General features: G+C 68.8%; 7 protein-coding genes. 1 reads left to right on the top strand and 6 read right to left on the bottom strand.

Translation table 11 applies throughout. The features are described 5' to 3' along the window. The first annotated feature begins 88 nt into the window (after positions 1-88). Entirely contained in the window at positions 89-1099 is a 1011-nt protein-coding gene (locus GQR91_RS07190; protein WP_149682265.1) for an SDR family oxidoreductase, read from the top strand. Between the two features lie 172 nt (positions 1100-1271). Here GQR91_RS07190 and GQR91_RS07195 read toward each other — a convergent pair whose 3' ends face one another. The 6 genes from GQR91_RS07195 to GQR91_RS07220 are packed head-to-tail and all read right to left on the bottom strand — an operon-like array spanning position 1272 to position 14444. Next, positions 1272-3194, bottom strand: a complete 1923-nt coding sequence (locus tag GQR91_RS07195) for an alpha-L-fucosidase (RefSeq protein ID WP_149682264.1) — start codon at positions 3192-3194, stop codon at positions 1272-1274. Positions 3195-3208: 14 nt separating this feature from the next. After that, entirely contained in the window at positions 3209-5536 is a 2328-nt protein-coding gene (locus tag GQR91_RS07200; RefSeq protein ID WP_149682263.1) for a GH92 family glycosyl hydrolase, read from the bottom strand. A 37-nt stretch (positions 5537-5573) separates the two neighbouring features. Further along, entirely contained in the window at positions 5574-6995 is a 1422-nt protein-coding gene (locus GQR91_RS07205; RefSeq protein WP_149682388.1) for a glycoside hydrolase family 125 protein, read from the bottom strand. Continuing rightward, entirely contained in the window at positions 6995-9511 is a 2517-nt protein-coding gene (locus tag GQR91_RS07210; protein WP_149682262.1) for a glycoside hydrolase family 3 C-terminal domain-containing protein, read from the bottom strand. Before GQR91_RS07210 ends, GQR91_RS07205 begins: the two co-directional genes overlap by 1 nt. Next, the gene (locus GQR91_RS07215; protein ID WP_149682261.1) at positions 9508-12099 is read right to left on the bottom strand and encodes a beta-mannosidase; all 2592 of its coding nucleotides are present in this window, start codon (positions 12097-12099) and stop codon (positions 9508-9510) included. Before GQR91_RS07215 ends, GQR91_RS07210 begins: the two co-directional genes overlap by 4 nt. Beyond that, positions 12099-14444: a beta-N-acetylhexosaminidase gene (locus tag GQR91_RS07220; protein ID WP_149682260.1), complete on the bottom strand. Its 2346-nt coding sequence runs from the start codon at positions 14442-14444 to the stop codon at positions 12099-12101. The genes GQR91_RS07215 and GQR91_RS07220 overlap by 1 nt, the downstream gene beginning before the upstream one ends. Between the last annotated feature and the right edge of the window lie 59 nt (positions 14445-14503).

Here is a 14503-nt window from a genome sequence, read left to right on the forward strand (position 1 = left end):
AGCGCCGCAAAATAGGGGCAACCGGGCGCAGGGCAAAGGTCCGATCCGGCGGGCGACGCGTTGGGACCAGGTTTTCAGGAGGATGCCCATGACCCGCAACCATCCGACCAAGGTCGTCATCACCGGTGCGTCGAGCGGGATCGGCGCCGCAACGGCAGAAGCCTTTGCCGCGCGCGGTGCGCAGCTGGTGCTGGCGGCGCGCAACAAGGGCGCGCTGGATCTGGTGGCCGAGCGATGCCGTGCCGCAGGGGGCGAGGCGCTGGTGATCCCGACCGACGTCACCGATGCCGCGGCGGTGCAGGCGCTGGCGACACGGGCGCGCGAGCATCTGGGCGGTATCGACCTGTGGTTCAGCAATGTCGGGATCGGCGCGGTCGGCCAATATCACGCGGTGCCGATGGAAGCGCACCGGCAGGTGATCGAGGCCAATCTGATCGGTCACATGCACGATGCGCATGCGGTCCTGCCCATCTTTCTGGAGCAGAAGCGCGGCATTTTCGTCAACATGATCTCGATCGGCGGGTTCCTGGCCGCACCCTGGGCCGCGGCCTATGCGGCAAGCAAGTTCGGGCTGCGCGGCTTTTCCGAGGCGTTGCGCGGCGAAGTCTCGGAATATCGCCACATCCATATCTGCGACGTATATCCGACCTTTGTCGATACGCCCGCGATCGCGCATGCGGGCAATTACACGGGCGGCAAGACGTCGGTGCCGCCGGGCGTACTCGATCCGCGCACCGTGGCGAAGGCGGTGGTGCGCCTTGCCGACCGGCCGCGCAACACGACGGCGGTGGGCGCGCCGGCGGCGTTCATGAAGATCACGCAATTCGCCACGCCGAACCTGAGCGCGGCGATGATGAACGGCTTCATGGGACGGTATTTCGCCAGGGCCGATCCGGTGCCGGTGACCGGCGGCAACCTGTTCGCGCCGCCGGCCGATGACGGCGCGGTCGATGGCGGTTTCCGCCGGCCGGAACAGCGCCGCGCCGGGATGGTGGTGGCCGGTGCCGGCGTGGCACTGCTCGCCGGCTGGCTGGTCGCGCGGCGTGGCTCCGGGGGCGATGATGGCAGATCGAAACAATTACCCGTTCGTCTCGAGTAGCCGTCGAGTAGCGGCAAAGCCGCGTATCGAGACGGTGTATCGAGAGACAGATTGGCGCACGATACGGTGTCTCGATAGGAGGTCTCGATACGTCCCTGCGGGACTACTCGATCTCTACTCGACACGAACGGGTTTGGGGATGGGATGAGGCGGTGGGAGGGGCTTGTGCGGATCACCGCACCGTGAACGCACCCACCTCCGCCACGATCAGCTTGCCCGCGGGCACGGCGGTGGCGGCAAAGGACAGGCGCAGGAAACGCGCCCGGCGCGCCGTGTCGAAGGTTACGCGCTGGGTGGCGAGCGCATAGGCGATGTTGCCGAACTCGCCCGCCGCACCGGGCGTCCACGTCTTGCCGTCCATGCTCGTCTCGCAGACATAGCCGCGCGGCGGTGCGGTGTCCTTGGCGACGGTGCGCGACGGCGTCAGGCTGAAGCCGGCGAGCATCTGTGCGGCGCCCAGGTCGATCGTCACCTGCGCCGGGGCCGCCGCGCTGGGGGCGGGGACGGTCCAGCGCGTCGCCGCCTCGTTGTCGATCAACGCCTCCGCACCCGTCCCCGATGCGGCGACGATGCGCCAGCCCTGCTTGGCAAGGATCGTCGGATCGGACGAGCGCACCGGCGCGACCGGTACCGGCGCCGCCTGTCGGAATAGCGCGATCTCGCTGATCGCGGGGCAGGCGGGGGCCTCCACGATGCGCAGGCGCAGGCGCCGCGCGGTGACGGGCTTGGGCAGGCGGATGATGCGCTGGGCGGAGATGCACTCGTGCTCCGCCACCTGGCGCCAGCCCTGGCCCTCGTCCAGATCGATCGCAAAGCGCGTCACGCGGACGCCGAGCGGCAGATATTCGCGCAGGCGGATCACGTCGAACGGCTTGCCCGGCGGCAGGTCCAGCGTCAGGCTGGGCGTGGTCACGCCGTCCGGCGACGACCAATAGGTGTCGCGGTTGCCGTCTAGCACGCGGGCCGCGGCAAAGGCCGCACCGCGCTCATGACTGGCGCGCACGACGGCACCTTGTGCAAGATTCGTCGCATAGGTTCTGGCCTGCGCATCGCCGAAGCTTTTCAGCACGGCGACATCGTGTGCGTGCAGTTGGCCGGTGCGGTCGGGTGGCAGGTTGAGGTTCAGGTTCGTGCCGCGGCCGACCGATTCGTCGTACAGGCGCAGCAGACGCTGAGGATCCTTGACCTTGGCATCCTCGTCGGCGTGGTAGAACCAGCCCGGCCGGATCGACACGTCGGTTTCCGCCGGCCACCACAGCGGCGCCCCGCGCACGCCCGAATTGCCCTCCGACTGGACATAAGGGTGGTTGGGCATGGTCGGCCAGCAGGGATCGCCCGCAATGCCGTCCTCATTGCCCACCCAGCGCACATCGGCGCCGAGCGGATCGAAGGTGCAGGCCATCGGCTGATGCTGGTGAACGAGCGCGATCATGCTGGGCCAGTTGTAATAGGCCGGCGCGTCGATCTTGCGCGTCTCGCGCGCGCCGCCGTAATAGCCGTCGCCGCCATTGGCCCCGTCGAACCAGAATTCGAACAGTTCGCCGTAGCGCGTGCAAAGCTCGACGATCTGCGCACGAAAATAGTCGATATAGCCCTGCCGGCCATAGTCGGGATGGTTGCGGTCCCAGGGCGAGAGATACAGGCCGAAGGCGAGGCCGGCACGCCGCGTCGCCCGCTCCATCTCGCCGACGATGTCGCCCCGGCCGTTCTTGTACGGGCTGTTGCGGATGCAATGTTCGGTCAGCTTCGTCGGCCACAGGCAGAAGCCGTCATGATGCTTGGCGGTCAGGATGATGCCGCGCATGCCGCCCGCCTTGGCCGCGGCGACGATCTGGTCGGGATCGAAGTCGCTGGGGTTGAACAGCGTCGGGCTCTCGTCGCCGTAACCCCATTCGCGATCGGTGAAGGCGTTGATCGAGAAATGGACGAAAGCGTACTGCTCGCGCATGTGCCAGGCGAGCTGTCGCTTCGACGGCGTCGCGCCCCAAGGTTTCGGTGCGCCTGCCGGCGTTTGCGCAAAGGCGGGCGTCAAGGCGGGCAGGGCCGCCCCGGCGGCACCGGCGGCGATCAGCGAGCGGCGGGTGAGATCGGTCATGCGAGGCTCCGGCATCAGGCGGGGGTGCGGCCGAACGAGGGCGGCCGGTCGGCAAGCGCACGGCCGAAGCCGGGTTCGGGCGTCGCGCTCATCGTAAAGGTCAGGCGGCCGCCCTTCACCAGATCGGCATGGGAAATCCAGCTTTTGGTCCAGGGGCGGCCGTTCCACTGCACCGATTTCACATAGGGCGTCGTCGGTCCGTTGCCCGGCGCCTCGACCACCAGCTTTCGGCGGCCGGGCAGCGTCAGCGTCGCGCGTTCGAACAGGGGCGAGCCGAAGACATAGACCGCCTCGACCGGATCGACCGGGTAGAAGCCGAGCGCGGACAGCACGAACCATGCGCTCATCTGTCCGCAATCGTCGTTGCCGATGATGCCGTCGGGATCGTTCTTGTACATCTCGGTCAGCAGGCGGCGGACCATGCCCTGCGTCTTCCACGGCGCGCCGACATAGGCGTAGAGATAAGCGGCATGCTGGTCCGGCTCGTTGCCATGCGCATATTGGCCGACCAGCCCGGAAATGTCGGGCGGCGCGTTTTCGGGCAGCGTGGAGGGCGCGTTGAACAGCGCATCCAGCTTCGCCTCGAACGCGCGCTCGCCGCCCATGTGCGCGATCAGGCCGTAGACGTCGTGCTGGTTCAGGAAGGTCGCCTGCCAGCCATTGGCCTCGGTATAGTCGCGCCACCAGGGTTTGGGCATGTGGCCGAGCTGGATCGGATCATAGTCCTTCCACCATGTGCCATCGTCGAAGCGGGGGCGGGCAAAGCCGATCGCGGGATCGATGACGTTGCGCCAGTTGCCCGACCGCTTGAGCAGGCGGTCCGCCTCCGCCGTCCGGCCGGCGGCACGCGCGATTTTGGAGGATGCCCAGTCGTCATAGGCATATTCCTGCGTGCGGCTGACGCTTTCGAACCATTTGTCGGCGGGCACATAGCCTTTGGCGTCATACAGGTCGCGGCCCTTGGAATTGTCGAGGTCGCGCATGGTGAAGTCGAACGAGCGTTTGGCGATGTTGGGCCAGGCGGCGGCGTAATCGGCCTTGATCCCCTTGGCCTGCGCCTCGGCCAGCACCGGCACCGCGTGCCAGCCGATCATCGTCCCCGTCTCCACGCCCTGAAGCGGCCAGACGAGCGGCCCCAGCGGGCTTTGGGCGGTCTGGCGGATCATGTCGGAGACCAGGCTCTGCACCCGGTCGGGCGCGACGATGGTCAGGAGCGGATGCAGCGCACGGTAGGTGTCCCACAGCGAATAGGTCGAATAGGCGCGCTCGCCCGCGGGCAGCGTGTGGACCTGCCGGTCCATGCCGACATAGCGGCCGTCGACGTCGGAGAAGAGGGTGGGGGCGAGCAGCGCGTGGTAGAGCGCCGAGGTCATGATCGTGCGCTGGTCGGGCGTGCCGCCCTCCACCGCGACCGCGTCCAGCTCGCGCGCCCAGGTCTTGGCGGCATCGCGGCGTACGGTGTCGAAGTTCCAGTGCCGCGCCTCGGCGGCCAGATTGCGGCGCGCGCCGTCCACATCGACGCCGGAGATGCCGCAGCGGATCAGCACCGGCTTCGCGCCGGCATCGTCATAATGCAGCACCGCCTTCACCCGCTTGCCCTGCACCCCGGCGGCGCCGGCGGGCTGCTCGGCATCATCGTCGCCGTAGAAGGTGATGCGGTCGGGCTTGCGCGACAGCTGCATCGCGAAATGGATGCGCCGGCCCTTGGCCCAGCGATGGACGCGGCGGCCGCCGGTCAGCGTGCCGTCCGCATCGACCGCAAGGCTGGCCTCGTCGATCAGGGGCGCGGCGTCGGACTTGTCGAGGATCAGGTGCGACAGGTCGACCAGGATATGCCCGGCGCCGGCCGGGAAGGTGTAGCGGTGCCAGCCGGTCCGCTCGGTCACGGTCAGCTCGGCCCGCACGCCCGATTCCAGCGCGACCCGGTAATAGCCGGGTTCGGCATGCTCCGCCGAGAAGCGCTGGCGATAGCCGGCATCGGGGTTGCCGAGCGGGCCGGGGAGCAGCTGCACGGGCCCGCGCGTCGGCACCACCAGCACGTCCAGCATGTCGCCGATGCCGGTGCCCGACAGGTGCGTATGGCTGAACCCCATGATCGAGCCGTCGCCGTGGTGATAGCCCGAGCAGGTGTCCCAGCGCTCCACATCGGTATCGGGCGACAATTGCACCATGCCCGACGGCAGGGTGGCGCCGGGATAGGTGTGGCCGTCGCCGCCGGTGCCGATGAACAGGTTCGCGCGGGGCCGCGCCGGCCGCGCGGCAAGCGCGGGCAGGGGCATGCCCAGCGCCGCGGCGGAGGCGAGCAGGCTGCGGCGGGAGACGGTACCGGGCGTGGTCATCATCGGTGGTCCTGCTGATAAAGGGAAAGGGCGCAGGCGATCACAGCGCTTCGCTCAGGATCGCGGGGTTGGTGCGGGCCAGCGTCACGATCAGCTGGCCGAACAGGCCGTTGGTCCAGGCGAACCAGTGGCGGGTGAACTTCGAGGGATCGTCCTGAAAGAACGCCTCGTGCATGAAGCCGGTGTTCGCATCGGTATCGCGCAGCGTCTTCAGGCAGGCGCGGATGGTCGCTGCGTCGTTCGTCGACATGGCGCGCATGATCAGCGACATGGGCCAGATCCAGCCGAGCCCGACATGCGGCCCGCCAATGCCTTCCCCGGCCGTGCCGCGGAAGAAATAAGGGTTGGCATCGCTCCACGCCGCCGCCTCGGTCCGCCGCCACAGCGGATCGTCCATCGGCACGCAGCCGAGATAGCCGAGCGCGGACAGCGAAGGGACGTTGGCGTCGTCCATGAAGAGCGCGTTGCCGAAGCCGTCGACCTCATACGCCCAGACATCCGACCCGTCGCGCAGGCGCATCGTGCCCCACTGGCGCAGCGCCGCCTCCACCTCGTCGGCGAGCGCGGTGGCGTCACGGGCAAGCGCGGCGTCGCCGCGCGCCTCGTTCGCGACCACCGCCATTTCGCGCAAGGTCGTCACCGCGAACCAGTTGGACGGGATCAGGAAGAGATATTGGGTCGCATCGTCGGACGGGCGGAAGCCCGAGGCGATCAGGCCGACCGGGCGCATCGGGTTGCCCCAGCCCTCCAGCGGCATCGTCTCGGTATTGCGGTCGGAGGTGCGCAGGAAGCTGTACGGCCCGCGATTGTCCTTGCGCTGCTGTTCGCGAAAGGTGCGGATCGTGGCGCGCGCGCCCTCGCTCCACGTCGCGTCGAACGGCCGCTTGTCGCGGGTCGCCTGCCAATATTCATAGGCGAGGCGCATCGGGTAGCAGAGCGAGTCGATCTCCCACTTCCGCTCCGCGACGCCCGGCTTCATCTCGGTCCGGTCCTTTTGCGACCATTCGAGGTTGGACGGTGCGGTCGGGTCCTCCATGAAGGCGTTGGCATAGGGATCGATCAGGATGCAGCGCGCCTGCCGCGCGATCAGGCCGCGGAACAGCTCGGCCAGCTTCGCATCCTCGCGCGCCAGATGCAGATAGGGGCGCACCTGTGCCGAGGAATCGCGCAGCCACAGCGCGTTGATGTCGCCGGTGATGACGAACGCGTCGGGGCCGCCGTTCGCGGTGCCCATCTTCACCGTGGTGTCGAGCGTGTTCGGGTAGCAGTTGCCGAACATCCAGCGCAGCTTGGGATCGCCGATCCGCTTCGACACGCGCGCGATCTCGCGCTCGACCGCGGGGCTGGTGAAGCGGCGCTGGCCGGGTGCCGGGCGCCTGGACGGCAGCGCAGGCGCGGCGGCGAAGGCGGGTGCGGCGGCGAGCGCGCCCGCGCCCGCGACGAACTGGCGACGGTCGACGATCACTTGGGCAACTCCGTGTCCGCACCCGTCACGCTGAACGACACCCACTGGCCGGGCGCGGTGTCCGGCTGACCACCACCGATCCACAGGCGATAGTCGCCCGGCACGACATGGCGGCGCCCGTCGCGATCGACCACGCTCATCGCGCGCGGATCGAGCGTGAAGCGCGCGGTGACCGTCTTGCCGGGCCGGGGCGCGACGTGGGTGAAGCCGACGAGCTGGCGTTGCAGTACCGGCGCGGTCATCGATCCCGGCCTTTGTGCGGGCGGCACCAGATAGGCCTGCACCACCTCCTCGCCGTCGCGCGCGCCGGCATTGGTGACGCGCGCGGTGACGGTCAGGTCCTGACCCGCAGCGACGCTGGCCGGCGCCTGCACGCCGTCATAGCCGAAGCGGGTATAGGACAGGCCGTGGCCGAAGCCCCAGAGCGGCGTGCCGGTGAAGTAGCGATAGGTGCGCTCCTTCATCCCGTAATCGACGAATGCGGGCAGGTCGGTCGTCGTCTTGTAGACGGTGACGGGCAGGCGGCCCGACGGGTTGGTGGTGCCCGCCAGCACCTCGGCCAGCGCGGTGCCACCGGCCTCGCCCGGATACCAGACGGTCAGCACCGATGCCGCCACCGTCGGGTCCACCGCGACCGCGCTGCCGCTGGCCAGCACCAGCACGATCGGCTTGCCCGTCGCCTTCAGCGCGGCGAGCAGCCGTTGCTGCGCCGGCGGGATCATGATGTCGGTACGGTCGCCGCCGACGAAGCCGGGCACCTGCACCTGAAGCGCCTCGCCCTCCAGATCGGGGGACAGGCCGCCGACCACCACCGCGACGTCCGCGCTCTCGGCCGCCTTCACGGCCTCGGCGATCATCGGCGCCTCCGGCGGCAGCCAGAGCAGGCGGAAGCTCTCGTCCTCGCTGGCGTGGTCCAGCATCAGGTCGAAGGGCTGCGGGCTGCCGTCGCTGTCCCAGGCGATCTCGACGCGCCCCTTGGGAACCGCGCCATCATGCAGCACGCGCCCGCCGATCGACAGGCGCGCGGTGTCGTGCGTCCGGCAATCCTTCCAGCACTGCGCCTGATCCAGCATCAGTCGATACGCACCCGGCCCCGGCGGAGTGATCATCCCCGTCCAGCGGCCGACCCAGCCGGTCGCCGGCAGGCCTTCGACCGGGGGCACACGGGTGATGTCCAGGTCGATCTTGCGCGCGCGCTCCGTCTTCACCACGCGGCCGCCGACGCTGTAGGTCGCGGTCAGGTCCTTCAGCGCGGTTTCGGGCAGCACCACCGGCGCGCCATCGGCCAGCACCGACCCTTGCGCATAGGCGACCTGGCGGAACCTGGCGCGAATACCCTCCAGCGGGGTGACGGGATGCGCCGTGGTGCCGTGATAATTGGCCTGCAGCACGCCCAGATCGTCGGCATTGGCGCCGATCACCGCCAGTCTGGTGTCGGGCTTCAGCGGCAGGCGATCGCCCTCGTTCTTGAGCAGCACGATGCTCTTGCGCGCCGCCTCCAGCGCCAGCGCGCGGTGGGCGGGGGTGCCGATCTCGCTCGGCTTGATCCGGCTCCACGGGCTGGTCGCGCCGAACGCGATGCCGAGCGCGCGGCGGGCCTCCAGCGCGCGGGTGAGCGCGGTATCGACCTCCGCCTCGGTGACGAGGCCGCGGCGGACCGCCTCGGGCAGCGCGGCATAGGCGTTGCCGCAGTTCAGGTCGTTGCCGCCCTTGATCGCCGCCGCCGATGCACCGGCGCCGTCCAGACGGTAATGGTGGAACATGTGGATGTTGGCCACCGCGTCGCAGTCCGACACGGTAAAGCCCCGGAACCCCCAGTCGCGGCGCACCCGCACGTTCAGCAGGTCGCCACTCGCGCAGGCCGGCGTGCCGTGGATCGAGTTGTACGCGCACATCAGCGAGCGTGCCTTGCCGTCGATCACCGCCATGCGGAAGGCGGGCAGATAGGTCGCCTCGACATCCTGCGGGGAGGGGTCGACATCGAAACCGTCGCGCCCGGCCTCCGGGCCGCTGTGCACCGCCAGATGCTTGGGCGTGGCGATCACCTTGGGATGGACGGGGTCCGGCCCCTGCAATCCTTGCACGAAGGCGACGCCAAGCCTGCCCGTCAGATACGGGTCCTCGCCATACGTTTCCTGCCCCCGGCCCCAGCGCGGATCGCGGAAGATGTTGATGTTGGGCGACCAGATGGTCAGCCCTTCATAGATGCGGCGATCGGCCCCGGCGGGCCTGGCGTTGAACTTCGCGCGCGCCTCGGTCGCCACCACGTCGCCGATCCTGTTCACCAGCGCGGTGTCCCAGGTCGCGGCCATGCCGATCGCCTGGGGAAAGACGGTGGCATGGCCGTTGCGCGCCAGTCCGTGCAGCCCCTCGTTCCACCAGTCATAGGCGGGCAACCCGGCCTCGGCATCGGCGGGCGCGGTGCTTTGCAACTGCGCGGCCTTTTCCTCGATCGACATCGTCGCGATCGCGGTCGCGACGGGGTCTGCGGTTGCGAGCAGCAGCCAGATCATTTGCGGTTCCCCAGAGTGCGCAGCGTAAGCGCCTTTTTCAGTGTGGCGGGCGAGGCATCGGACGCGACGGTCAGCGTGCGGCTTTCCCCCGGCAACAGGTCGAACCCGTCATCGGACGGCTGCGCCGCCACCGCGCCGAAATCGAGCATCACTGCGCGGGCGAGATTGGTGGCGGTGATCGTCACCTCGCGCCCCTGCCAGCGGACGGAAAGGCCCGGATCGGGCCAGGCGATCGCCTTGGGCTGCACCCGCTCGACGATGCGGCGGCTGACCACCTGATCGCCGACCAGCAGTTCGGCAACGCCGTAGCTCGCCTCGGGCGCGGCACCCGCGAACAGGTCGGCATCCGGCACCACCGCGGCCTCGGCCGCCGAGAGCGGGGCCAGCGTCGCGTCCCCGGTCCGCTCGCCCAGCATGCGCCCGTCCAGCCCGAAGCCGCGCACCCGCCAGCGTGCCGCAATCGGGGTGGTGGCGTCGGAGACGAGCGCGATGCGCGTGGCCGCGTCCTTGCGCTCGGCCACGATCGCCTGCGGTGCGAAGAAGCGCTTCGCCTCGTGATGCAGCAGCTTCCACTGGCCGTTATAATCGATGCTGGACCAGGACACGACCGGCCACACATCGTTCAACTGCCAGTATAGCGAACCCATCGTTACCGGCCGGCAGGCGCGGTGATGAAGCGCGGCCATGGTGATCGCCTGCGCCTGATTGACCTGTGCCAGATAGGCGAAGTCGGCGAAGTTCTTCGGCTCGCCCAGACGCTCGCGGATATAATGCATCAGGCGCGCATTGCCCTCGCCCGCCAGGAACTTCTGGTGCGCCTTCATCACCGGGCTGTCGAACGTCAGGTCCAGCGTGCCGGCGAAATCCTTGATCGTCGACAGGTCGGGCGTGCCCTGAAACCCATATTCGGACATGAAGCGCGGGCAACTGTCCAGATATCGCTCGACCGGCTTCGACCCCGACCACACGTCCCAGAAATGCCGGTCGCCATCGGCATCGGTATCCACCGGACCCTCGTAATCGGTGGAGGGCGAACCCGGCCAGTACGGCACGCCGGGATCGAAATCGCGCACCGCCTGACGCAGCACGCGGTCGAACAGCACCGCCATGCCCGCGCCGATCCGCTCCTGTTCGTCCGGGCCGACCCGCTTCTTGAACGCCTTGCGGTCGGACCAGTTCTCCCAGCCGGCCAGCACCTCGTTGCCGCCCGCCCACAGCACGATGGAGGGATGGCCGGATACGCGCGCCACCTGCTCCTCCGCCTCGATCCGGACGCTTTCGCGGAATTCCTTGTCCGGCGGCGTCACCGACCCGCCGAACATGAAGTCGGACCAGATCATCAGACCAAGCTCGTCGGCGGCGTCGAAGAACGCATCGGGCAGGTAATAGCCGCCGCCCCAGATGCGGATCATGTTCATGTTGACCGCCTTGGCGTCGGCCAGCATCCGGCGCATGCCCTCGGCGGTCACGCGCGACGGGAAGCTGTCGAACGGGATCAGGTTCGCGCCCTTGGCGAAGATCGGCGTGCCGTTCACCTTGAAGCCGAAGCTGCCGTCTTTCCGGATCAGTTCCACGGTGCGCAGGCCGATGCGGCGCTGGGCGCTGTCGCTGGCCTGTCCGTTCTCGACCAGCGTGCCGGTGACGCGGTACAGGGCCTGTGCGCCATATCCCACCGGTTGCCAGCGCTGCGGATTGGCGATGATCAGCGGCACGCTGATCCGGTTGGTGCCGGGGGCCAGCGTCACCACCTGTTCGGCATTGACGGCCGCGCCGTTCGGCCCGGTCAGGCTGGCGCGCACCGTGGCGGGGCCGGCGGTGTCCGCCACCACCTCGAAATCGGCGGCCAGCCGCGCCTCCGCGTCGTTCAGCGCGATCTGGTTGACCCGGAACTGCGCGACGCGTGCATCGTCCCACGCCTCCAGCTTCACCGGACCCGACGGGCCGACGTTCAAGATGCGGGGGCCCCAGTCCCAGCCATAATGATATTTCGCCTTGCGGATATAGGGCGAGGTCTGCTTGCCCTTGGGCTCGTCGCCGAAGAAGCTGTCATATTCGCCGGGCAGGGGGTTCGCCTCGGCCAGCACCCTGGGCTGCAGCGTCGCGATCGGCGGGGCGAAACGGATGGTGATGGTGTTGCGCCCCGGCTTCAGCCACGGCTTGGCATCGACGCGCCAGGTGCGGTGCGCGTTATCGGCCTTCAGCACCGCCTGCCCGTTCACCGACACGGTGGCAAAGGTATCCAGCCCCTCGAACACCAGATCCAGATGGTCGCGCGCCGCCATGTCGGCGCTCACCTCCAGCGTGCGGACATATTGCCAGCCGGTGCGGCCGACCCACTGGATCGCCGCCTCGTTCAGTCCCTTGAACGGATCGGGCACGCGCCGGGCGGCGATCAGGTCCTGCTGCACCGTCCCCGGCACGCGCGCCGGCAGCCACTTTGCCTCGCGCGGGTGCGCCTTGGCCGCGGCGGCATCCGCCGGGTCGATCCGCACCGTCCAACCCTCGTTCAGCGACACCACCGACTTGGGCGCCGCCACCGCCGCGGTGGAGGCGAGCAGCAGCGGCAGGGCGAGCATCCAGCCGCGCATCACTGCGCCTCCGTCAGCGTCATGCGTTCGACGGTATAGATCGGATCGCTGGTCGGCGCGGTGAATTGCAGGCAGATGTCCTTGTCTCCCTTGTCGCTCTGGGTGGCGTCCATCATGGGGAATTGTCCTGAAAAGCGCATGCGCTGCGGCGCGGTGGCGGGGTCGGGCAGGGGGAAGCTGCCGGCGATGATCGGTTTTGGCGCGGTGCCGCCGTCCGCCGCGGCGCGGCAGCCGACCAGCACCAGCAACTCGCCATGCGGGGTGACGTTATAGTGTCGGCGGACCTGGTCGAAATCATGCGCCAGCCCGTAATGCCGGGCAAGGCGCGCCACCTCGATTGTGTAGCCGCGGGCGAGGTCGACCGGCGCCTGCGGATAGGCGGTGCAATTGTCGAAGATGTTGACGTTGTAGGCCGGCCCGTTGGCGGTCGCATCCGGAGTCAGCGCGACGCGCAGGTTCAGCTTGCCGTTCGGGCAGGCGACCATTTCCGAACTCGTCCGCGTCAACAGCGCCGCGCGCGCGGTGGCGAAGTCGCGGGGGGCGGCCAGCCGCTGGCCGTCGGCGGCAAAGGGCGCGGCGCGGATCGTCGAACCCGGCTTCATCGTCAGCGCACCCGTGTAGCGCCTCGACCGCGCACCCGGCTCGGTGCCGTCGAGCGTGTAGCGGATCGTGCCCTGCGGCGCCTGTTGCTCCAGCGTCACGCGGACATTGTTCGCGCGCAGCGCCTGTCCGGGGCTGTCCACCAGCCGGTATTCCACCGCAAGCGCGCTGTCCGCGACCTCGACCCCGGCGCGCGTCCAGCGCTGCATCTGCGGCACCAGCCGTGCCACGAAGCCGGGGAAGTCGCGCTGTCGCTGGATCCAGCCATTTTCCGCGATCGCGGCAATGCGTGGGAACACCGCATGCTGCACCTGCCAGGGGGTGACGAAATATTCGCTCCACCCGTTCATCTGCACGCCCAGCACATGGTGCGCCTTGTCCGCCGGAATGCCCGCCGGCATCGGATCATAGGCATAGACGTCGGCCAGCGTCTTGATCTCCGACCAGCGGCCCGGCGGCTCGGTGGACTGGCGGCTCTGCATGCTGTCCAGATACAGGATCGGCGCCGGGGACAGCACCACGTCGTGATCCTGGCGGACCGCCTCTACCGCGCCCTTTTCGCCGCGCCACGACATCACCGTCGCGGACGGCGGCAGGCCACCCTCCAATATCTCGTCCCAGCCGATCAGCCGGCGGCCCTTGGTCGCCAGATATTTGCCGAACTCGTCGATCACCCAGCTTTGCAGGCCGTTTTCGGTGGTGATGTTCAGCGCGCGCATCTGCGCCTGCACCTCGGGCGAGCGTTCCCACTGGTCCTTCACCGCCTCGTCGCCGCCGAGATGGATATAGGTGCCGGGAAACACGTCGATCAGCTCGTCCAGCACGTTGCGGATGAACGCCATCCCCGCCGGATTGGGGTTCAACAGATAGGGCATCACACCCCATTCGTTGCTGACCGGCGGGCGATTGCCCAGCACGCCGATCTCCGGATAGGCGGCGACCAGTGCCTGGGCGTGGCCGGGCAGGTCGATCTCCGGCACGATCGTGATGCCGCGATCGGCGGCATAGGCGACCAGGTCGCGCAACGCGTCCTGCGTGTAGAAGCCGCCATGGCGCGTCGCGGGCGCCGGGCCGCCGGTGGAGGGCGGCTGGCGCCAGGCACCGATCTCGGTCAGCTTCGGGTATCGCTTCACCTCGAACCGCCATCCCTGGTCGTCGGTCAGGTGCAAATGCAGGGTGTTGAGCTTCACCGCCGCCATCTGGTCGACGATGCGCTTGATCTCGGCGATCGGCTGGAAGTGGCGCACCGGATCGACCAGGAGCCCGCGCCAGGCGAAGCGCGGCGCGTCATCGATGGTGACGGCGGGCACGCGCACCGGCTTGCCCATCGCAGTGTCGGGGCTGAGCAACTGGGCGAGCGTCATCGCGCCGTGGACGAAGCCGGCGGCCCGGGACGCGGTGATGCGGATACCCCCCGGTTGCACCACCAGCCGATACGCCTCCGCCCCCGCAACCGCATCGTCCTGCGCGAATATGATCCGGGCGTCACCCTCGGCCGGCGCCAGCGCGATCCCGCGTACGGTGCGGACATGATCGACCAGCAGGCGCGCCGCGGCCTGCGCCTGCGGTGTCTGTGCCGAAACCGTGGAGCCGGCGGATATGGTGATGCTGCCCGAACCACGGACGATGGTCTGGGGCATCGGCAGCAAATTCAACGGCGTCTGCGCCGCGGCGGGGGCGGTAAGCGCCAGCACCAGTCCCAATCCGATCCCCGATCCGATCGATGCCGTCGTCGCCGCCCGCATGCCTGCCCCTTGGTTCCGTTTTGGTATTAGGAGGTATCATGCAGAAGACGCGCGGGTAC

Source organism: Sphingomonas carotinifaciens, from assembly GCF_009789535.1.
Classification (GTDB): domain Bacteria; phylum Pseudomonadota; class Alphaproteobacteria; order Sphingomonadales; family Sphingomonadaceae; genus Sphingomonas; species Sphingomonas carotinifaciens.

Bases quoted from the DNA above. Each gene is read 5' to 3' on its own strand.
- GQR91_RS07190 (WP_149682265.1), top strand. From the start codon at position 89: ATGACCCGCAACCATCCGACCAAGGTCGTCATCACCGGTGCGTCGAGC.
- GQR91_RS07195 (WP_149682264.1), bottom strand. From the start codon at position 3,194: ATGACCGATCTCACCCGCCGCTCGCTGATCGCCGCCGGTGCCGCCGGG.
- GQR91_RS07200 (WP_149682263.1), bottom strand. From the start codon at position 5,536: ATGATGACCACGCCCGGTACCGTCTCCCGCCGCAGCCTGCTCGCCTCC.
- GQR91_RS07210 (WP_149682262.1), bottom strand. From the start codon at position 9,511: ATGATCTGGCTGCTGCTCGCAACCGCAGACCCCGTCGCGACCGCGATC.
- GQR91_RS07215 (WP_149682261.1), bottom strand. From the start codon at position 12,099: ATGCGCGGCTGGATGCTCGCCCTGCCGCTGCTGCTCGCCTCCACCGCG.
- GQR91_RS07220 (WP_149682260.1), bottom strand. From the start codon at position 14,444: ATGCGGGCGGCGACGACGGCATCGATCGGATCGGGGATCGGATTGGGA.